Source organism: Providencia sp. PROV272, from assembly GCF_049901975.1.
In the GTDB taxonomy this organism is placed as follows: domain Bacteria; phylum Pseudomonadota; class Gammaproteobacteria; order Enterobacterales; family Enterobacteriaceae; genus Providencia; species Providencia stuartii.
Window position 1 is genome coordinate 191,000 of sequence record NZ_CP096291.1, and the last position, 19,349, is coordinate 210,348.

The window sequence follows — 19,349 nt, forward strand, 5'->3', positions numbered from 1 at the left end:
ATTCCCCGTTAGTGGCAGGCTTTGCCTGAGCAGTCGGAACAGGATTTGGCGGTTTGATTTGCCAGATTCAGTGTTACTCTGCTCCGTGCTCGGCGCAATAAGGTAAACAGCACAAGATTAAATATGATAACTGCAACAATAATAATTAAGCTGCTTTGCGGGTGCTGGCTAAAAGTTGCAGCTTGGTAGAACAGAGCCGCAAGGCTATAAGCCACATTCAGCCCCCATAAAATGGAGAATGCCATCCAGCTTTTATTGGTTTCACGAGCGATAGCCCCCATGACCGAAACACAAGGGACATACAGCAAGACAAAAATAAGGTAGCTGTATGCGGCAATATCGGAACCAAATTTGGCTGCCATGGTGCCCATGGATCCAGAAGCCATTTCACCATCGCCTTTACTTGCCTCGATTGGATTAGAAAGTGCACTTAGGGTAAAGGTCTCTTTCAAACTATCCTAAGTTTCTGCGACTGCATCCCCCAACTCATCGAGTAAATCAAAGGATTGGGCATCGAATGGCTCGGCGGTGATATTTTCCGCGGTGTAGAGGGTGTTTAATGTTCCTACAACAACTTCTTTTGCCATCGCACCAGTAATCAAACCAACAGTGGCTTGCCAGTTATCGGTATGCACTCCGATAGGCTGTAAAACAGGGGTAATCACTTTACTGACGGAAGCAAGAGCGGAGTCATTAATATTATCGACAGGTTTTCCTGAAAGGGAAAAACTATTTAAAGCGCCGATAAACATACTGGCAACCACGATAACTTTACCAGCACGGATCACAAAGCCTTTTAGGCGCTGCCAAGTTTGGATCAACAGCGTTTTTAAGTGGGGCACATGATACACCGGGAGTTCCATCACAAAGGGAGAGGCTTCACCACGCATTAAGGTATGTTTCAGTAGCAAACCCGTTAAGATAGCGACAACAATTCCGAGGATATAGAGTGAAAAAACAATACTTGCGCCACTTTTCCCAAAAAACGCGGAGGCGAATACCGCGAAGATAGCGAGCCGTGCACCACAAGACATAAATGGAGCCATTAATACGGTAATGAGGCGCTCACGAGGTGCATCCAACGTACGTGCGCCCATAATGGCGGGAACATTGCAACCAAAACCCACAATTAATGGCACGAAGGATTTACCCGGTAAGCCCAAGGCCTGCATTAATCTATCCATCACAAAGGCGGCTCGTGCCATATAGCCCGAGTCTTCTAAGACAGATAAAAACAGGTACATCATACCAATTTGCGGTACGAGAGGGAGTACGGTATTGATACCGCCACCAATACCTTGTGCAAGGAAGACGGTGAGCCAATCAGGGAAACTGAAATACGCCCCTACCCACTGAATACCATGGATAAAGATGGCTTCTGAGGCACCTTCAAAGAACGGCTGCAAAGCGCCACCAATATTAATTGCCAAGACGAACATTAAGTACATGACAAATAAAAAAATCGGAACGCCAAGCCAGCGGTTAAGGATGAGTCTATCAAGGGATTGCGTTAATTTGTTGGGCTCCGCGGCACTGTTATTGATGGATTTCTCACAAATCGCCGCAATGGATTGATAGCGGGCATCGGCAATTAACAGTTCAGGCTCTTCATTTAAGCTAGCTTTTAAGTGCTGTTGAGTGGCCTGCAATTGCGCTTCTGTAATATTCGCGCGCTGGCGGCTATAAATATCGCCTTCGAGTATCTGCAATGCTAACCAACGACGTTGTTGCTGACTAAATTGCTGCGCCGAGATCTGCTCAGAGAGTGAATCCACCTCTTGTAATAAGGCCGCCGGATATTCAACCAGCGCTGTCATATTGTTCTGAGGATGTTTATCAATCGCTTGTTTGAGTTTATCAATCCCTGTAGCACGGGTTGAAACCAACGGAATGACAGGGCAACCCAACTGCTGTTGCAGTTTTTCAACATCAATCTCAATGTGTTGGCTTTGTGCAATATCCAACATATTAAGTGCGATGATGCAAGGTACTCCCAACTCCACTAATTGCAAAGTGAGGTAGAGGTTGCGCTCTAAATTAGAGGCATCGACGACGTTAATCAGCATATCGGCTTCGCCGCTTAAAATAAAATAGCAGGCGATTTGCTCATCGAGAGATGTCTGTTCTGAAATGGTGGTTAGCGAATAAGTACCGGGCAAGTCAACTAATTCAATATGATGCTCAGCCGTATTAAAACGCCCAACTTTCCTTTCGACGGTGACACCAGCCCAGTTACCAACCCGTTGGCGAGAGCCAGTTAATTGGTTAAATAGCGTTGTCTTACCTGCATTTGGATTGCCAATGAGGCCGATGGTTAATGGTTTCATAGTGTTTACCGATAATAAAAATACAAAATAGTAACGTGGTATAACAACACCTGATATTAAGTCGGCGTGGCTTCATCAAGGTTGAGTAAGGCGAGATCTTTTTTTCGTAGTACAAGACTAACTCGATGCGTTTCGATTTGTATTGGGTCTCCTAAAGGAGCAAAACGTACTACTTTAAAAATGGAACCCGGTAATAAACCAAGCGAGAGCAGTTTTTGTCGGTAAGCGGGGCTTATCTGCGGTGAAAAACCGAGTATTTTGTAGCTGTGTTGAGGAAGTAGTGACATATCGCCTTCCATTAGTCATAGGTAATAATACTGATGATTGTTATTAAGAGAGATACAAGTAAAAAGTCAGCATAAACAGAAAAAAATCTAATCAATAATGATAATAATAATCATCAACTATTCGTTATATTTAGCCTCTTTTTTCGTCAAATTTAATTGATGTGGATCAACTAAGCATTGAGTTTGCCGCGCACCAAGGCGAAACCCAATAAATTTATAGAGTAAATTAAAATCGATTAATGTATTTGTTTTGTTAATTATTCACGGGGCGAAATAGCTTGGGCGTGAGTAAAAACCTCTACAATCAAAGAGAAATCGGATTGTAGAGGTTGAGGGATTAGCGTTTTTTACCGAATGCGGCAGCGAGGGCATCACTCATCGCACTGTTTCCAGTGGCGGCTTGGTTTTTCCGTGACATGTCACGTTGTGCAGATTGCGGTTTACGTGAGTTTCTCTCTTGCTGGCCATTATGGCGGCGTGGTGCGCTATTGGTATCGCCGGGTTGTTCATCAAGGCGCATCGATAAGGCGATACGTTTGCGAGGGATATCAACATCCATCACTTTTACTTTAACGATATCACCTGCTTTAACCACTTTATGTGGGTCTTCAACATAGCTGTTAGACAGCGATGAAATATGCACTAAGCCATCTTGATGCACACCAATATCAACGAAAGCGCCGAAATTAGTGACGTTAGTCACCGAACCTTCCAAAATCATGCCTGCGACTAAGTCATTCATGGTTTCAATGCCTTCGGCAAAGGTCGCCGTTTTAAACTCAGGGCGTGGGTCGCGACCCGGTTTGTCCAGCTCTTTGATAATATCGGTAACAGTAGGAACCCCAAACTGCTCTGTTGTGAAGTCGCGAGGGCTTAAGCTATTTAAAACAGAGGAGTTGCCCATAATCTCTTTAAGGGGCTGGCGAACAGTTTCGAGGATCTTTTCAACAACGGGATAAGCCTCTGGGTGAACGCCAGAAGCATCAAGTGGGTTATCGCCGTTGGTGATCCGTAAGAAGCCCGCACACTGTTCAAAGGCTTTTGGCCCTAAGCGAGTGACTTTTAGAAGCTGTTTTCTATCTGCAAAACGGCCATTCTCATCGCGCCAATTTACCACGTTTTGCGCGATCATTTTGCTTAGACCTGCAACGCGGGTTAGTAAGGCAACAGAAGCGGTATTCAAGTCAACGCCGACAGAGTTTACACAGTCCTCGACCACGGCATCGAGTTTACGAGCTAATTGAGTTTGGCTCACATCGTGTTGATATTGACCAACACCAATCGATTTCGGGTCGATTTTCACTAATTCGGCGAGGGGGTCTTGTAAGCGGCGTGCGATAGACACGGCTCCGCGCAGTGACACATCAAGATCAGGGAATTCTTGAGCGGCCAGCTCTGATGCCGAGTAAACGGAGGCCCCCGCTTCACTCACAATCACTTTCTGTGCTGTGACTTCGGGGTACTGTTTTTGCACGTCAGCAAAGAAGCGCTCAGTCTCTCTTGAAGCCGTTCCGTTACCGATAGCGACTAACTCGACTTGGTGTTTTTGACATAAGGCCGCAACGCTAGCCGCCGCTTTAGCCGCTTGACCTGTGTGTGGATAGATAGTATCCGTTGCGATAAGTTTACCTGTCGCATCCACCACCGCGACTTTCACCCCTGTCCGTAGACCCGGATCTAACCCCATAGTCGCCCGCATACCGGCTGGTGCCGCCATCAATAAGTCACTGAGGTTACGCGCAAACACATTGATTGCTTCTTCTTCTGCTTTTTCGCGCAGTGAGCTCATAATCTCAGTTTCGAGATGTAGCAATACTTTGACGCGCCATGTCCAGCTAATAACCGCTTTACGCCATTGGTCTGCTGGTGCATTATTCAATCGAACATCAAGGTGGCGAGTAATGATCTCTTCACAGTAACTTTCTTTTGGTGGCTCTTCAAATTGCGGGTCACAGTTTAGTGATAGCTGTAAAATACCTTCATTACGACCACGGAACATGGCTAATGCGCGATGCGACGGAACGGAAGAAACAGGTTCTTGGTGATCAAAGTAGTCACTAAATTTAGCGCCTTCGGTTTGTTTGCCATCGATAACTTTGGAAACCAAATGGGCATTTTTCAGTAAATAGTCGCGAACTTTAGCTAATAATGCTGCATCTTCGGCGAAACGCTCCATTAAGATATAACGAGCACCATCGAGAGCCGCTTTCGTATCTGCCACGCCATTTTCGGCATTGACAAAGGATTGAGCGACATCATCGGGGGATTGAGTGGGGTCATTCCACAATGTGTCTGCTAACGGCTCTAGGCCTGCTTCGATAGCAATTTGCCCACGAGTGCGGCGTTTGGGCTTAAAGGGCAAGTAGAGGTCTTCAAGCTCGGTTTTATTTAAGGTGTTATTGATAGCAGCGGCGAGTTCGGGAGTGAGTTTGTCTTGTTCTTCGATTGACTTGAGGATGGTTTGCTTGCGTTCATTTAACTCTCGTAAATAGCCTAAACGGTTCTCTAATTGGCGAAGCTGAGTATCATCAAGGCCTCCTGTGACTTCCTTACGATAACGAGCAATAAAAGGAACCGTATTCCCTTCATCTAACAAGGTGATAGCAGAAAATACCTGTTTCGGTTGAACTTGTAGCTCTCCCGCGATTATTTGGCTTAGAGTTTCATTCATGTCGCTTTTTAATACCTAGTCAAAGAATGGTTAAAAAATTTATGGCACTGTTATACTTGCACAGAAGCAGAATTTCTAGGGTGAACTTTGCTAAAGTTAAAGATTAATTCTGTATATAATTTATAATTATCTAACTTGCTTACTGATTTATGAAGGTTATGAATAAGAGTCTCTTAATCACACGCGAAGGTTGGGATGCGCTAGACAAAGAACTTAAATATCTTTGGAAAGAGGAGCGCCCAAGAGTCACTCAGTCGGTTTCTGAAGCTGCGGCTCAAGGTGATCGTTCAGAAAATGCGGAATATATTTATGGTAAAAAGCGTTTGCGAGAGATTGATCGTCGAGTACGCTTTTTATCTAAAAGATTGGATCAACTAAGAATTGTCGAACCAGACCCACGGCAAGAAGGGCGAGTCTTTTTTGGCGCATGGGTGAAATTAGAAGACGATAATGAAAATATCAGAATATTCCGATTGGTCGGTGCCGATGAGTTTAATCCATCCAAAAATTGGATTTCTATTGATTCTCCAGTTGCTCGCGCGCTAGTTGGTAAGCAGGTTGATGATGAAATTACGGTGAATACACCTGGGGGGCGGGTAACCTATACAGTGTTAGAAATTAGTTATAAACCGCTAGTCCTATAAGGCGTAAAATTATTCATTAAATTTCAAGTTGATGGTAAATTAGGACGTTAACTATCTTATATTTTACTTATACACAAAATAATTCAGGTGATATGCCGTTATTAAGCGCAAGTAAAAATTTATCGTCATGACTATTTTTGTGATTTAGATAGCAGCGCTTTGTAACACCCATACAGCTTGGAGCATGGTGGGTATATTCTTATTTTAAAAATAATTTCGATAGATTGCACATCTTGAGGGCTACAAAATGCAAGAAAGCTATAAAGTTCTTGTCGTCGATGATGATATGCGTTTGCGTGCCTTGCTTGAACGCTACCTCACAGAGCAAGGATTTCAGGTACGTAGTGCCGCGAATGCTGAACAAATGGATAGGATCCTAACGAGGGAGTCGATTCATCTAATCGTTTTAGATTTGATGTTGCCAGGTGAAGATGGTCTGTCAATTTGTCGTCGTTTACGCAGCCAAAACAATCCAATACCGATTATTATGGTAACGGCTAAAGGTGAAGAGGTTGACCGTATTGTTGGTTTAGAGATTGGCGCCGACGATTACATTCCTAAACCTTTTAACCCGCGTGAATTACTTGCACGTATTCGTGCTGTATTACGTCGCCAAGCAAACGAATTGCCAGGCGCACCATCTCAGGATGATGCGATTATTACCTTCGGTAAGTTTAAACTGAACCTAGGCACACGTGAAATGTTCCAAGGCGAAGAAAATATGCCTTTGACGAGCGGTGAGTTTGCTGTACTTAAAGTATTGGTTTCGCACCCAAGGGAGCCATTATCTCGTGATAAGCTGATGAGCTTAGCGAGAGGCCGTGAATACAGTGCGATGGAACGTTCAATTGACGTTCAAATTTCACGTTTACGTCGTATGGTTGAAGAAGATCCAGCTCACCCTCGCTACATTCAGACAGTCTGGGGCTTGGGCTATGTATTTGTGCCGGACGGTAGTAAAGCATGAAGCGACTGAGGTTCTCTCGCCGTAGTACATTTTCGCGTTCGTTATTTTTGTTTGTTGCATTACTGTTTGCCAGCCTTGTCACCAGCTATATGGTGGTGCTGAATTTTGTTGTTATGCCAAGTTTGCAGCAATTCAACAAAGTGTTGGCTTATGAAGTGCGAACATTAATGACGGAGCGGATGGTGCTGCAAGATGGAACCACAGTACGGGTCTCTCCCGCATTACGTAAAAAAATCTACAATGAGTTGGGGATCACCTTTTATGCTCAATCAGCCGCGATGGAAGAAGGCTTAAATTGGGCGAAAGAATACGATTTTCTCAGCGAAAACATGTCGGAATATATTGGTGGCGAAGCCCAAGTGCGTCTTGAGCTTGGCCGCGAATATCCTATTCTTTGGTTGACCTCCTATCTTGCGCCTGATATCTGGGTGCGTGTGCCATTAACTGAAATTGGGCAAAACCAATTTTCGTTAGTATTCCGCTATACTTTAGCCATTTTTCTGTCTATTTTTGCAGGGGTCTGGCTCTATATTCGTTACCAAAACAAGCCATTACTTGAACTTGAATACCATGCAGGGCAAGTGGGGAAAGGGGTCATATTACCCGCCATGCAGGAAAAAGGGGCAACTGAGGTAAGAGCCGCGATCCGCTCCTTTAATCATATGGCTGCGGGCATAAAGACGCTTGAAAATGATCGGACAATTTTAATGGCGGGGGTCAGTCATGACTTACGTACCCCACTGACACGGATCCGATTGGCGACGGAAATGATGAGCCCTGAAGATGGCTACCTAGCAGAATCCATCAATAAGGATATTGAAGAGTGTGATGCGATTATTGGTCAGTTTATGGACTACCTGAAAACGGGTCAGGAAATGAATATGGAGTTTTGTGACCTAAATAGCATCCTCAATGAGGCAGTTACCGCTGAAACGAGCGTGACCGGTGAAATTGAAACGGCACTGGAGCCGGGTAGTCTGATCGTGAATGCGAATCCATTAGCCATTAAACGCGCCATCACCAATATGATTGTTAACGCTTATCGCTATGGTAACGGCTGGATCAAAGTGAGCAGTGGCAAAAATGAGGATTCGGTTTGGTTCCAAGTGGAAGATGATGGTGCAGGTATCAAAGAAGAAGATATTCAACGCCTCTTCCAACCTTTTGTGCAAGGTGAAAAAGCCCGTAGCAATAAGGGAACAGGGCTAGGATTGGCAATTATCCGCCGTATTGTCGATGCCCATGAAGGTAGTATCGAAATCCATAAAAGTGAACGCGGCGGTTTCGCCATTCGTGCACTCCTGCCATTGAAAGAAAAAGAAGAGTAACCATTGTCGGTAGTGGGTCGTATAAAACGACCTACCTTCTATTTTATTTCGGTATTAACGCCTATCTTACGCGCCAGTCATCATATAAAAAATAACTTACTCTATAAGTAATACCATCGTTATATAAAAGATCTGATAGTTATTTTATTTAGATAATAAACATAAATAAAATAACTCAGGTGAATTTATGCATATCTATTTTTCTAAACCTATTTGCTGTTTTCAGAGTAAAGCGGCATTAGCTTTCGCTGGAATAGAGGGAAAGCAAAAGCAGGCTACACTCTCCACGGGAATAATTAATATCAAAAACACAGTCGTAGGGCTGTTTCAAGAACCCAAAAAGGCCTTTAAGCAGGTGAAATGGAGCAAACAACTGGCAACCGTTATACAACTACCTCCAAATCAACCCTTAGCATCGAAAGGGGCATTATCTATTCCTATGCCACCCCCTATGCCAAAGCCTGATATTAAGCCCGCTCAAACAGGAGATGGCGGAAAAACAGGGATGGATCAAGTGATTGCCGAACTTAAAAATAGCCCAGTATTTAAAGCCAATGCGCAGAAATACCAAGCCGCAGCCACGGAGCAACCGACGTCGACAAATACACCGCCACCTCCACCGCCGATGGCAGAATTTGCGGGTCTTCGCAACAATATAGCGGCATCATCGCAGACCACTCATGGTAAAACGGGGATGGATCAAGTGATTGCTGAACTTAAAAATAGCCCAGTATTTAAAGCCAATGCGCAGAAATACCAAGCCGCAGCCACGGAGCAACCGACGTCGACAAATACACCGCCACCTCCACCGCCGATGGCAAAATTTGCAGGTCTTCGCAACACTATAGCGGCATCATCGCAGACCGCTCATGGTAAAACGGGGATGGATCAAGTAATCGCTCAGCTCAAACAACATCCGGTTTTCAAGTCAAATAAAGAATAATGAATATTTGCTTGTTGTTTGCGTAGCTGGCGTGAGGCTCAATTTTCGCTGATTATCTGCCTGCTTTATCATAAAGCAGGCACCACGCGAGATGACCATTTTGTGATGGTAGTCTGACCGCATACGCAAATTGCTGATTTTAATCCCTTGATGGCAAGCGCATGTTTCTCCCTTGAAACGGTGAATTAAACCGTATTATCAAAATAGAGAAGCAGTAAAAAAGGATTTTACGACTTTTTTATGACAGTTTGTCATGGTGGTCTCAATATAGAGATATTCTGCTCTGTATTTCATTACTTATTGATTTTATGGTCAATTTTGTTTTTTTAAGCTGCTGTTTTTTTCGATAGCTAGACGAAAATCGTCAATTGTCATAAAACTGTCATAAATCAGACATGTTGTTGTCATCAAATTGTCCTATTTTTCCTACCGTGACATTTCACCAACAATTTACTACTTAATTGTTTCTATACATCCCCGGAGGGATTATGAAAATGATGCGTACAACCTTAGCTAGCGTAATGGCAGCAACCCTTTCAATGACTGCAATGTCTTCTTTTGCTGCCACAAGCTTAACTGGCGCGGGTGCAACATTCCCTGCTCCTGTTTATGCTAAGTGGGCGGACTCTTATCAGAAAGAAACAGGTAATAAAGTGAACTATCAGGGGATTGGCTCTTCTGGTGGTGTTAAACAAATTAATGCAAAAACGGTTGATTTCGGTGCGTCTGATGCGCCATTAACCGATGAAAAATTGAAAGAAGATGGCCTATTCCAGTTCCCAACCGTAATCGGTGGTGTGGTACTGGCGGTTAACGTAAAAGGTATCCAGTCAGGTCAATTGACATTAGACGGTACAACATTAGGTGATATCTACCTCGGTAAAATCACCAAATGGAATGATCCTGCCATCGCTAAATTGAACCCAGGTGTTAACTTACCCGATCAAAACATTGCAGTGGTAAGACGCTCTGATGGCTCAGGTACGACGTTCGTATTTACGAGCTACTTATCAAAAGTCAGCTCAAGCTGGAAAAATGATATTGGTGCAGGCTCTACAGTAAACTGGCCGAAAAACAACGTCGCAGGTAAAGGTAACGATGGCGTTGCAGCTTTCGTCCAGCGTTTACCAGGCTCTATCGGTTATGTGGAGTATGCCTATGCGAAACAGAATAACCTTGCTTATACTAAACTCATTTCCGCAGATGGTAAGGTTGTTTCCCCAACAGGTGAAAGCTTCAGCGCAGCAGCGAAGAAAGTTGACTGGTCTAAGTCATTCGCTCAAGACCTGACTAACCGTAATGGTGAGAACGCATGGCCAATTACCTCAACCACGTTTATCTTAGTTCACAAAGATCAAGCGAATGCAGAAAAAGGAAAAGCTGTGCTCGATTTCTTTAACTGGGCTTATGAGAAAGGTGGTCAGCAAGCAGAAGCATTGGATTATGCTATCCTTCCTCAAGAAGTTGTGACAGCAATTCGTGCAGCATGGAAAACAGAAGTCAAAGATAGCCAAGGCAAACCACTGTTCTAATCAGTGAGCCTCGGGTTGGTAATGGTAGGCGGATGCTTAGGATTAACATCCGCCTTCTGACGTAGTAACTAAATCCTACTAAATAAAGTAGGTGTAGGATGAGACAAAGCGCATGGCCGAAAAAACAACGGCATTTAAAGCACCGAGCAAGTCAGGCGATGTGATATTTGGCGCATTAGTCAAAATTGCCGCGCTAATCACTTTGTTAATGCTTGGTGGCATCATTATTTCCCTTATTTTTGCCTCGTGGCCGAGTATGCAAAAATTTGGGTTTTCGTTTTTATGGACTAAAGAATGGGATGCTCCCGCTGAGGAGTTTGGTGCGCTTGTGCCTATCTATGGCACCATCGTCACATCACTGATAGCCCTGATTATTGCAGTACCCGTGAGCTTTGGTATTGCTCTTTTCTTAACTGAACTTGCACCTAATTGGTTAAAACGCCCATTAGGGATTGCGATTGAGCTTCTCGCTGCCATTCCTAGTATCGTTTATGGTATGTGGGGGCTGTTTGTTTTTGCGCCGCTGTTTGCGGAATATTTTCAAGAGCCTGTCGGCAATGTGATGTCGAGTATCCCAATTGTCGGTGAGCTTTTCTCAGGTCCTGCATTCGGGATTGGTATTTTGGCAGCAGGTATTATCCTCGCCATTATGATCATTCCTTATATTGCCTCTGTCATGCGTGACGTGTTTGAACAAACACCTGTCATGATGAAGGAGTCAGCATATGGTATCGGTTGTACCACATGGGAAGTGATCTGGAATATTGTTCTACCTTATACACGTAACGGTGTGATAGGTGGGGTAATGTTAGGTTTAGGGCGCGCGCTTGGTGAAACAATGGCGGTGACCTTTGTAATTGGTAATACGTATCAACTGGATAGTTTCTCGTTGTTTATGCCGAGTAACAGTATTACTTCTGCATTGGCGAATGAATTTGCCGAAGCGGAAGGTGGTCTACATACCGCTGCGCTGATGGAACTTGGGTTAATTCTATTTGTTATCACCTTTATTGTTCTGGCGATATCAAAACTCATGGTTATGCGTTTAGCGAAGAACGAGGGCCGTTAATATGTCGACATCCGATAATATTGTCGTTAATCAAAAAGAACGAGCCCGTCGTCAGGCATGGCGACGCCAAGTTAACCGAATCGCTCTGTTTGTTTCGATGCTAACGATGGCATTTGGGCTGTTCTGGTTAATTTGGATTTTGTTCTCAACCGTTACCAAAGGGTTCGATGGCATGTCATTGAACTTGTTCACAGAAATGACTCCTCCACCGAATACGGAAGGGGGCGGCCTTGCTAATGCTATCGTAGGTAGTGGGCTGTTGATCTTGTGGGCAACGGTCGTGGGTACACCGCTTGGGATCTTAGCAGGGATCTATTTGGCAGAGTATGGCCGTAAATCATGGCTAGCTTCTGTAACGCGTTTTATTAATGACATTTTGCTTTCAGCACCATCGATTGTGGTGGGGCTATTCGTCTATACCATTGTGGTGGCGCAAATGCAGCACTTCTCTGGCTGGGCTGGCGTTATCGCATTGGCGTTGTTGCAAATTCCGATTGTTATCCGTACCACTGAAAACATGTTGAAGTTAGTGCCGGATAGCTTACGAGAAGCCGCATATGCGCTAGGTACGCCAAAATGGAAAATGATTTTATCGATTACGCTTAAAGCATCTGTCTCCGGGATCATTACAGGTATTTTGCTGGCTATTGCTCGTATTGCGGGGGAAACCGCACCATTACTGTTCACATCACTGTCGAACCAGTTCTGGAGTACGGATATGAATGAGCCAATTGCTAACTTACCCGTCACTATCTTTAAATTTGCGATGAGCCCGTTCTCCGAATGGCAACAACTGGCATGGGCAGGGGTTCTATTAATCACCCTATGTGTCTTGTTAATTAACATCGTCGCACGTGTTGTGTTTGCTCAGAAAAAACACTAACCCCGGATTGAATAAAGATTTATAGAGAGAAGTTGCCATGATTAATGCAAATGATATTGCAAACAGTAAGATTAAAGTACGTGACCTTAATTTTTATTACGGGAAATTCCACGCATTAAAAAATATCTCATTAGATATCGAAAAAAATAAAGTCACCGCCTTTATCGGCCCATCTGGTTGCGGTAAATCGACCTTACTGCGTACCTTCAATAAAATGTATGAGCTGTACGGTGAACAGCGTGCGGAAGGTGAAATCTTACTTGATGGTCAAAATATTCTGACAGACAAACAGGATATCGCTCTGTTACGTGCCAAGGTCGGAATGGTATTCCAAAAACCAACGCCATTCCCAATGTCAATCTACGATAATATTGCATTTGGTGTACGCCTGTTTGAAAAACTCTCTCGTGTAGAGATGGATGAGCGCGTTCAATGGGCATTAACCAAAGCGGCTCTGTGGAATGAGACCAAAGATAAATTACATCAAAGTGGTTATAGCCTATCTGGTGGTCAGCAACAGCGTCTATGTATCGCACGTGGTATTGCTATCCGCCCAGAAGTGTTATTGCTTGATGAGCCGTGTTCAGCTCTTGACCCAATTTCAACAGGGCGCATTGAGGAGTTGATCAGCGAACTCAAATCTGAATACACCGTGGTGATCGTAACTCATAATATGCAACAGGCTGCGCGTTGTTCTGATTATACGGCCTTTATGTATTTGGGTGAGCTGATTGAGTTTAATAATACAGACAAGATGTTCACCACACCTGAAAAGAAACAAACTGAAGACTACATTACTGGTCGTTACGGTTGATATGGAGCCGACTATGGATACGCTGAACCACAACAAACATATTTCTGGGCAGTTCAATGCTGAACTGGAACATATCCATACAGAGTTGATGACAATGGGAGGGCTGGTTGAAGAACAGCTCACCAAAGCTATCACAGCGATGCATAATCAGGATGAGGCTCTTGCGCGCGAAGTTATCGAAAATGACCATAAAGTCAATATGATGGAAGTGGCTATTGATGAAGAATGCGTGAAAATTATCGCAAAACGCCAGCCGACAGCGAGCGATTTGCGACTGATTATGGCAATTTCTAAAACGATTGCCGAACTTGAGCGTATTGGTGATGTTGCCGATAAAATTTGCCAAACTGCATTGGAAAAGTTTTCTCACCAGCACCAGCCGTTATTGGTGAGCCTCGAGTCATTAGGTCGTCATACTGTGCAAATGTTGCATGATGTCTTAGATGCCTTTGCACGCATGGACTTGGAAGAAGCCATTCGGATTTATCGAGAAGATGAAAAGGTAGACCAAGAATACGAAGGGATCGTGCGTCAACTGATGACGTACATGATGGAAGACCCAAGGACTATCCCAAGTGTACTGACTGCGCTGTTTTGTGCTCGCTCTATTGAACGTATCGGTGATCGTTGCCAAAACATCTGTGAATTTATTTTTTACTATGTCAAAGGCCAAGACTTCCGCCATGTAGGTGGTGATCGCTTAGAAAAGATGATTACTAAGAAGGAATAACGAGGTAATGCCGCCAAGGGGCCGCCTCACGGTGACTCCTTGGTACAAACTTTCTTTTTCGTCTGGGGTGATACCCGCTCTAGTCAACCTTTAAACATTTCCGTTTTTCCTTTTCGTTATAAGAAAAGGCTATTCATGGTTTAGACCATAATTTAGGGCGTCTCCGATGGTGTTTGCCCTTTTTTTATATCCGCATTTCTATATTCTTTTTTGATATAAATATATTAACTAATAGTATTTCAAGAAATAAGCGTTCCTTGATAACTTGGGATGGTCAATTTACATAAGTTTACCGTCAGAGGTGTTCAATGAAAGCTCGCGTTTTAACTACCGCACTACTTGCAGGCCTTGCGCTGGTGGCCAATGTCGCCAATGCAGATAAGCTGGATGATATTAAGCAAGCGGGTGTGATCCGTATCTCTGTTTTTGACAGTAACCCACCATTTGGTTTTATTGACCCACAAACGAAAAAACTCGCGGGCTATGATGTTGATATCGCACAGGCGATAGCGGATGACCTTGGCGTCAAGTTAGAGTTGCGTCCAACCAACCCAGCAAACCGTATTCCACTACTGACTTCAGGTAAAGTCGATTTAATTGGGGCAAATTTCACTATCACTGATGAACGTGCTAAGCAGGTTGATTTTTCTATTCCTGATTTTGCAACAGGGCAAAAGTTTATTGCGCGCAAAGGGGTATTGAAGACGCCTGATGATATCGCACCTTTACGTATTGGTGCCGACAAAGGTACCGTGCAAGAAGTGACATTACGTGAACGTTATCCGAATACAAAAGTCATTTCTTATGATGATACACCACAGGCATTTGCGGCTTTACGCAATGGTAACGTACAAGCAATTACCCAAGACGATGCAAAATTAGTGGGATTACTTGGTAACTTACCTGAGAAAGTCAAAGCAGATTTTGAAATCTCTCCATTTAGCATCACTCGCGAATATCAAGCGGTTGCTGCCGCTAAAGGTGAAACACGTTTAATCGAAAATGTGAATAACACGTTGTTGAAGCTTGAAAAAGAAGGCAAAGCAGAACAGATTTATAACCGTTGGTTTGGTCCTGATACAAAGGCCGCTCAACCTCGCGGTGAGTTCAAATTTGCACCACTGGATCAGCAAAAATAATAGGCGTTCTATTTCGCCGATTCCATGCTCACTGGTCGATAAGCATAGAATAAATAGCCCCGCATATTATCGCGGGGTTCTTAGTTATAAAAGGCAGCACTTATGTTTGAAAAATTAACGAGCGGCGAGTTTCTTTCTGAGCATTTTTTAGCTCCCGAGTATTTGGAATGGTTTGGTTATGGTTTTTTACTGACCCTCTGGATCTCCATTTGTACCATTATCGCTGCAACGTTATTAGGTTTTGTGGTTGCTGCGGCAAGGGATAGCCAAATTGCTCCGCTACGCTGGATTGTCGGAGTGTATGTTTCCGTTTTTCGCAATACCCCGTTGTTGGTTCAACTCTTTTTCTGGTATTTCGCTTCCGGTGAAATTTTATCATCGGATATGATGGCGTGGCTTAATACTCCCCACGAAATCACATTTGCGGGGATGACGCTCAGTTGGCCTTCGTTTGAATTTTTAGCAGGTTTTATTGGCTTAACGTTATATACCGTACCATTTATTGCCGAAGAAATACGCTCCGGTATCCGTGGTGTACGACAAGGCCAAAAATATGCCGCTTTTGCGCTGGGTTTAACAGGGTGGCAAGCGATGAAACATGTGGTGCTACCCCAGGCCGTTAAAATAGCCATGCCACCTCTTCTTGGGCAATACATGAATGTCGTTAAAAACTCCTCTTTAACCATGGCGATTGGTGTGGCTGAGCTATCTTATGTATCACGTCAGGTTGAAAGCCAAACACTACAGACATTTACGGCATTTGGCCTAGCCACTGTGCTGTATATTGCGATTATCGCTGTAATGGAAGGTTGGGGGCAGTGGCGAGCGCAACGTAATTTAGTGGAGAGTGTGTAAGATGGATTTTTCAGTCATTGAGCAAAACTGGCAGTACCTTTTGTTTGGTGCGTTTCCAGATGGCCCTATTGAAGGTGCCGCATTAACATTAATTATCAGCTTGGTCGCGGGGGCAATGTCGATTGTATTCGGTACGCTTGGTGGTGTTGCCTTAGCGATGTTACGTGGTTTCTGGATGAACCTGTTCGCTGCTGTTTTAGGCTTTTTCCGCGCCATTCCCGTCATTATGCTGATTTTTTGGACTTATTTCTTTTTGCCCGTTGTGCTCGGAACCGAAATACCGGGTATCGCCTCAGTGATTTGCGCTCTCGCCTTAATCACGTCGGCGTATTTGGCCCATGCGGTTAAGGCGGGCATTTTAGCAATAGGCAAAGGGCAATGGCAGGCTGGCTTATCGTTAGGTTTTAGCCGTTGGCAAGTGCTTTGGCAAATAGTTTTACCCCAAGCATTACGCATGATGGTGCCATCGTTTATTAACCAATGGGTTGCGCTGATTAAAGACACGTCTTTGGCTTACATTGTGGGCGTTGCTGAACTGTCATTTTTGGCAACACAGGTGAATAACCGTGAAATGGTTTATCCACTCGAAATTTTCTTATTTGTCGCGTTTATTTACTTTGTCATCTGTCTGACATTAGAAATTGTCGCCAACTTGATAGCAAAACGTTTAAGTCATCATCGTGGGGCTAAACCATTTGCTGCGAAGCGGTCATTACTCTTTTGGCGTAGGCAGAAGCTACTCGCCTTATCGTAATCATCATAATGTGGCGGTGCAAATGGCGCCGCCACGATCACGCAAAAATTTCTTTTTTCTGTAAATTCCAATTCATCTTGCTGTATCAGTAAGTTAACGCACTTTTGAGTATTATCATCACGCAAACGTTTTCTTTTTTTCATTTTAACGGTAACACTCTCGATTTGTTTGTTGTAGGATAGGGCGAAAAAAACTTTTTTTTGGGCGCAATATCTAATGAGTAATCAATCTTCTGGCTCTGTGCAACAACAGGGTCTGTTCCAACGCGTGTTTAAATTACAAGAACACGGAACAACGGCGAAAACTGAAGTCGTTGCAGGTTTTACAACCTTCCTCACAATGGTCTACATTGTCTTTGTTAACCCTCAAATTTTATCTGTCGCAGGGATGGACATTAAAGCCGTATTCGTAACGACCTGTTTAATTGCGGCTATCGGCAGTATTTTGATGGGGTTATTAGCAAACCTACCTATCGCGGTGGCACCAGCAATGGGGCTAAATGCCTTTTTTGCTTTTGTCGTCGTTGGGGCGATGGGGTATTCATGGCAAGTTGCGATGGGCGCTGTGTTCTGGGGCGCTGTGGGTCTCTTTATTCTAACACTCTTTCGTATCCGCTACTGGATCATTGCAAATATTCCATTGAGTTTGCGTGTGGGGATCACCAGCGGTATCGGTCTATTTATTGCCATGATGGGGCTGAAAAATTCAGGTATTATCGTGGCGAATCCAGACACTTTAGTCTCCATTGGTAACTTCACCCAACATAACGTTTGGTTAGGTGCTCTGGGCTTTTTCATTATTGCAATTTTAGCTGCCCGTAATATTCATGCAGCAGTATTAGTTTCCATTGTGGTCACTACCTTGATTGGCCTTGCATTAGGCGATGTGAAGTTCAACGGCATCTTCTCTTTGCCACCTAGCATCACCAGTGTAGTGGGGCAAGTCGATATTTTGGGATCACTGGACTTGGCGCTGTCTGGGGTCATCTTTGCTTTTATGTTGGTTAACTTATTCGACTCATCCGGCACAATGATTGGGGTTACGGATAAAGCTGGCATTACTGATGCTCGCGGAACATTCCCGCGCATGAAGCAAGCACTCTATGTGGATAGCTTAAGTTCTGTTGCCGGCTCTGCAATGGGAACATCATCGGTAACCGCTTATATCGAAAGCTCTTCGGGGGTATCTGTTGGTGGGCGTACTGGTCTGACTGCCATTGTGGTCGGGGTGTTATTCCTATTAACCATGTTTATTTCTCCTTTAGCGGGTATGGTTCCTGCTTATGCAACCGCGGGCGCGCTGATTTATGTTGGCGTGTTGATGACATCCAGTTTAACGCGTGTGAAGTGGGATGATTTGACGGAGTCGGTGCCTGCATTTATTACTGCGGTCATGATGCCATTTAGCTTTTCGATTACAGAAGGTATTGCATTAGGCTTTATCGCTTACTGTGCAATGAAGATCGGTACTGGTCGTTGGCGCGACTTAGGGTTATGTGTTGTTTTAGTTTCCATTTTATTTATTTTAAAAATGGTTTTAGTCGACGCCTAATCACCTTCCTTATCTAACGGCTCCCTTCTTGGAGCCGTTTTGTCATCAAATACTCTTAATTGCTATCAATTCGAGCTATAATCAATAAGACTGACAAGCAAAATGCAAAAAACCGTTTTAATTGCTGCTCAAGTGCTTTCACAGCTTGAGGGATTCTGCTAGATTCCGCAGCAGAAACTGACTTATCAAGGTATCAGACCATGAATTCACCAAAAAAACCGGCAAGTAAAACCGCCAGCAAAACCAAGAAAAAGTACCGTAAAACAAAAGAAGAGCTTAATGCAGAAGGGCGTGAGCGCAAACGCCAGAAAAAGCATCGTGGTAATAAATCAGGGGCGCGTTATCAAGAAAAATCAACGAATAGCAAGTCTGGAAATCAAAATCAGGCCCTAGACCCACGTGTGGGTAGCAAAAAACCGATTCCGTTGGTTGTTGATGATAATGCGGTGGTAACACGCCCAGCGCCCGCTAAAGAGCCGGCAGTAAAAGTTAAATTATCACCAGAGCAAGAGCTTGAAATGCTTGAGCAGGACGATCGTTTAGATAGCTTGTTGGCGCGTTTAGAAGATGGTGAAACGGTGACAGCGGAAGAGCAGGCGTATATTGATACTTGTTTAGACCGCATTGATGAGCTGATGTCTATTTTAGGTATTGAACTGACCGACGACGATGAAGAAGAAGACGAAGATAAACTGGATGACATTATGCGTATCCTGAAAAGTAAATAATCGTTTTTCTATCTCCTCCGGTGCACTGCTGGAGAAGGTTTTGGTTAAAATTCATTCAAGTCATGCGACTTTTGGTGCTGCATCAACTCTCTCTTGCCAATCACAAGTTATAATTTCTTTTATGTTA

The 19,349-nt window shown here is 44.0% G+C and carries 16 protein-coding genes and 1 pseudogene; 14 read left to right on the forward strand and 3 right to left on the reverse strand.

From position 1 onward, the window contains the following. Window positions 1-8: 8 nt before the first annotated feature. From feoB to M1E93_RS00825, 3 genes and pseudogenes are all read right to left on the reverse strand, one after another. Window positions 9-2,327: pseudogene (feoB, locus tag M1E93_RS00815) on the reverse strand (Fe(2+) transporter permease subunit FeoB). A gap of 56 nt (window positions 2,328-2,383) precedes the next feature. Beyond that, window positions 2,384-2,614, reverse strand: coding sequence for a ferrous iron transporter A (gene feoA / locus M1E93_RS00820; protein ID WP_036942241.1), 231 nt, complete (start codon window positions 2,612-2,614; stop codon window positions 2,384-2,386). 337 nt (window positions 2,615-2,951) lie between these two features. Beyond that, complete coding sequence (locus M1E93_RS00825) at window positions 2,952-5,285, reverse strand: Tex family protein (RefSeq protein ID WP_053110250.1); 2,334 nt, start codon at window positions 5,283-5,285, stop codon at window positions 2,952-2,954. A gap of 158 nt (window positions 5,286-5,443) precedes the next feature. Here M1E93_RS00825 and greB point away from each other — a divergent pair, with 158 nt between their 5' ends. The 14 genes from greB to yihI all read left to right on the forward strand — a co-directional run bounded on the left by greB (window position 5,444) and on the right by yihI (window position 19,222). Beyond that, window positions 5,444-5,929 (forward strand): transcription elongation factor GreB, encoded by a 486-nt coding sequence (greB, locus tag M1E93_RS00830; RefSeq protein ID WP_014657013.1) that lies wholly within the window; start codon window positions 5,444-5,446, stop codon window positions 5,927-5,929. Between the two features lie 247 nt (window positions 5,930-6,176). Then, entirely contained in the window at window positions 6,177-6,896 is a 720-nt protein-coding gene (gene ompR, locus M1E93_RS00835; RefSeq protein ID WP_004923581.1) for a two-component system response regulator OmpR, read from the forward strand. Then, the gene (envZ, locus tag M1E93_RS00840) at window positions 6,893-8,224 is read left to right on the forward strand and encodes a two-component system sensor histidine kinase EnvZ (RefSeq protein ID WP_071599669.1); all 1,332 of its coding nucleotides are present in this window, start codon (window positions 6,893-6,895) and stop codon (window positions 8,222-8,224) included. Before ompR ends, envZ begins: the two co-directional genes overlap by 4 nt. Before the next feature lie 187 nt (window positions 8,225-8,411). Beyond that, a complete protein-coding gene (locus tag M1E93_RS00845) occupies window positions 8,412-9,167 on the forward strand; it encodes a hypothetical protein (protein ID WP_104873059.1) in 756 nt (251 codons plus the stop codon). A gap of 488 nt (window positions 9,168-9,655) precedes the next feature. Beyond that, the gene (gene pstS / locus M1E93_RS00850; RefSeq protein WP_004923592.1) at window positions 9,656-10,699 is read left to right on the forward strand and encodes a phosphate ABC transporter substrate-binding protein PstS; all 1,044 of its coding nucleotides are present in this window, start codon (window positions 9,656-9,658) and stop codon (window positions 10,697-10,699) included. Between the two features lie 112 nt (window positions 10,700-10,811). Further along, window positions 10,812-11,768, forward strand: coding sequence for a phosphate ABC transporter permease PstC (gene pstC / locus M1E93_RS00855; RefSeq protein ID WP_004923595.1), 957 nt, complete (start codon window positions 10,812-10,814; stop codon window positions 11,766-11,768). A gap of 1 nt (window position 11,769) precedes the next feature. Next, the gene (pstA, locus tag M1E93_RS00860) at window positions 11,770-12,651 is read left to right on the forward strand and encodes a phosphate ABC transporter permease PstA (protein WP_004923598.1); all 882 of its coding nucleotides are present in this window, start codon (window positions 11,770-11,772) and stop codon (window positions 12,649-12,651) included. 37 nt (window positions 12,652-12,688) lie between these two features. Next, window positions 12,689-13,465: a phosphate ABC transporter ATP-binding protein PstB gene (gene pstB / locus M1E93_RS00865; protein ID WP_004923601.1), complete on the forward strand. Its 777-nt coding sequence runs from the start codon at window positions 12,689-12,691 to the stop codon at window positions 13,463-13,465. Between the two features lie 13 nt (window positions 13,466-13,478). Beyond that, on the forward strand, window positions 13,479-14,195 hold the full coding sequence (gene phoU, locus M1E93_RS00870; protein WP_014657010.1) for a phosphate signaling complex protein PhoU: 717 nt from the start codon (window positions 13,479-13,481) through the stop codon (window positions 14,193-14,195). A 308-nt stretch (window positions 14,196-14,503) separates the two neighbouring features. Then, window positions 14,504-15,334, forward strand: coding sequence for an ABC transporter substrate-binding protein (locus M1E93_RS00875; RefSeq protein WP_004923605.1), 831 nt, complete (start codon window positions 14,504-14,506; stop codon window positions 15,332-15,334). A gap of 102 nt (window positions 15,335-15,436) precedes the next feature. Next, complete coding sequence (locus M1E93_RS00880; RefSeq protein WP_014657009.1) at window positions 15,437-16,189, forward strand: amino acid ABC transporter permease; 753 nt, start codon at window positions 15,437-15,439, stop codon at window positions 16,187-16,189. A 1-nt stretch (window position 16,190) separates the two neighbouring features. Continuing rightward, window positions 16,191-16,943, forward strand: a complete 753-nt coding sequence (locus M1E93_RS00885; RefSeq protein ID WP_004923612.1) for an amino acid ABC transporter permease — start codon at window positions 16,191-16,193, stop codon at window positions 16,941-16,943. 216 nt (window positions 16,944-17,159) lie between these two features. Further along, entirely contained in the window at window positions 17,160-18,494 is a 1,335-nt protein-coding gene (locus M1E93_RS00890) for an NCS2 family permease (protein WP_004923617.1), read from the forward strand. A 200-nt stretch (window positions 18,495-18,694) separates the two neighbouring features. Beyond that, window positions 18,695-19,222, forward strand: coding sequence for a Der GTPase-activating protein YihI (gene yihI / locus M1E93_RS00895; protein WP_004923620.1), 528 nt, complete (start codon window positions 18,695-18,697; stop codon window positions 19,220-19,222). Window positions 19,223-19,349: the final 127 nt, after the last annotated feature.

Coding starts and splice junctions, on each gene's coding strand:
- feoA (WP_036942241.1), bottom strand. CDS start 2,614: ATGTCACTACTTCCTCAACACAGCTACAAAATACTCGGTTTTTCACCG.
- M1E93_RS00825 (WP_053110250.1), bottom strand. CDS start 5,285: ATGAATGAAACTCTAAGCCAAATAATCGCGGGAGAGCTACAAGTTCAA.
- greB (WP_014657013.1), top strand. CDS start 5,444: ATGAATAAGAGTCTCTTAATCACACGCGAAGGTTGGGATGCGCTAGAC.
- ompR (WP_004923581.1), top strand. CDS start 6,177: ATGCAAGAAAGCTATAAAGTTCTTGTCGTCGATGATGATATGCGTTTG.
- envZ (WP_071599669.1), top strand. CDS start 6,893: ATGAAGCGACTGAGGTTCTCTCGCCGTAGTACATTTTCGCGTTCGTTA.
- M1E93_RS00845 (WP_104873059.1), top strand. CDS start 8,412: ATGCATATCTATTTTTCTAAACCTATTTGCTGTTTTCAGAGTAAAGCG.
- pstS (WP_004923592.1), top strand. CDS start 9,656: ATGAAAATGATGCGTACAACCTTAGCTAGCGTAATGGCAGCAACCCTT.
- pstC (WP_004923595.1), top strand. CDS start 10,812: ATGGCCGAAAAAACAACGGCATTTAAAGCACCGAGCAAGTCAGGCGAT.
- pstA (WP_004923598.1), top strand. CDS start 11,770: ATGTCGACATCCGATAATATTGTCGTTAATCAAAAAGAACGAGCCCGT.
- pstB (WP_004923601.1), top strand. CDS start 12,689: ATGATTAATGCAAATGATATTGCAAACAGTAAGATTAAAGTACGTGAC.
- phoU (WP_014657010.1), top strand. CDS start 13,479: ATGGATACGCTGAACCACAACAAACATATTTCTGGGCAGTTCAATGCT.
- M1E93_RS00875 (WP_004923605.1), top strand. CDS start 14,504: ATGAAAGCTCGCGTTTTAACTACCGCACTACTTGCAGGCCTTGCGCTG.
- M1E93_RS00880 (WP_014657009.1), top strand. CDS start 15,437: ATGTTTGAAAAATTAACGAGCGGCGAGTTTCTTTCTGAGCATTTTTTA.
- M1E93_RS00885 (WP_004923612.1), top strand. CDS start 16,191: ATGGATTTTTCAGTCATTGAGCAAAACTGGCAGTACCTTTTGTTTGGT.
- M1E93_RS00890 (WP_004923617.1), top strand. CDS start 17,160: ATGAGTAATCAATCTTCTGGCTCTGTGCAACAACAGGGTCTGTTCCAA.
- yihI (WP_004923620.1), top strand. CDS start 18,695: ATGAATTCACCAAAAAAACCGGCAAGTAAAACCGCCAGCAAAACCAAG.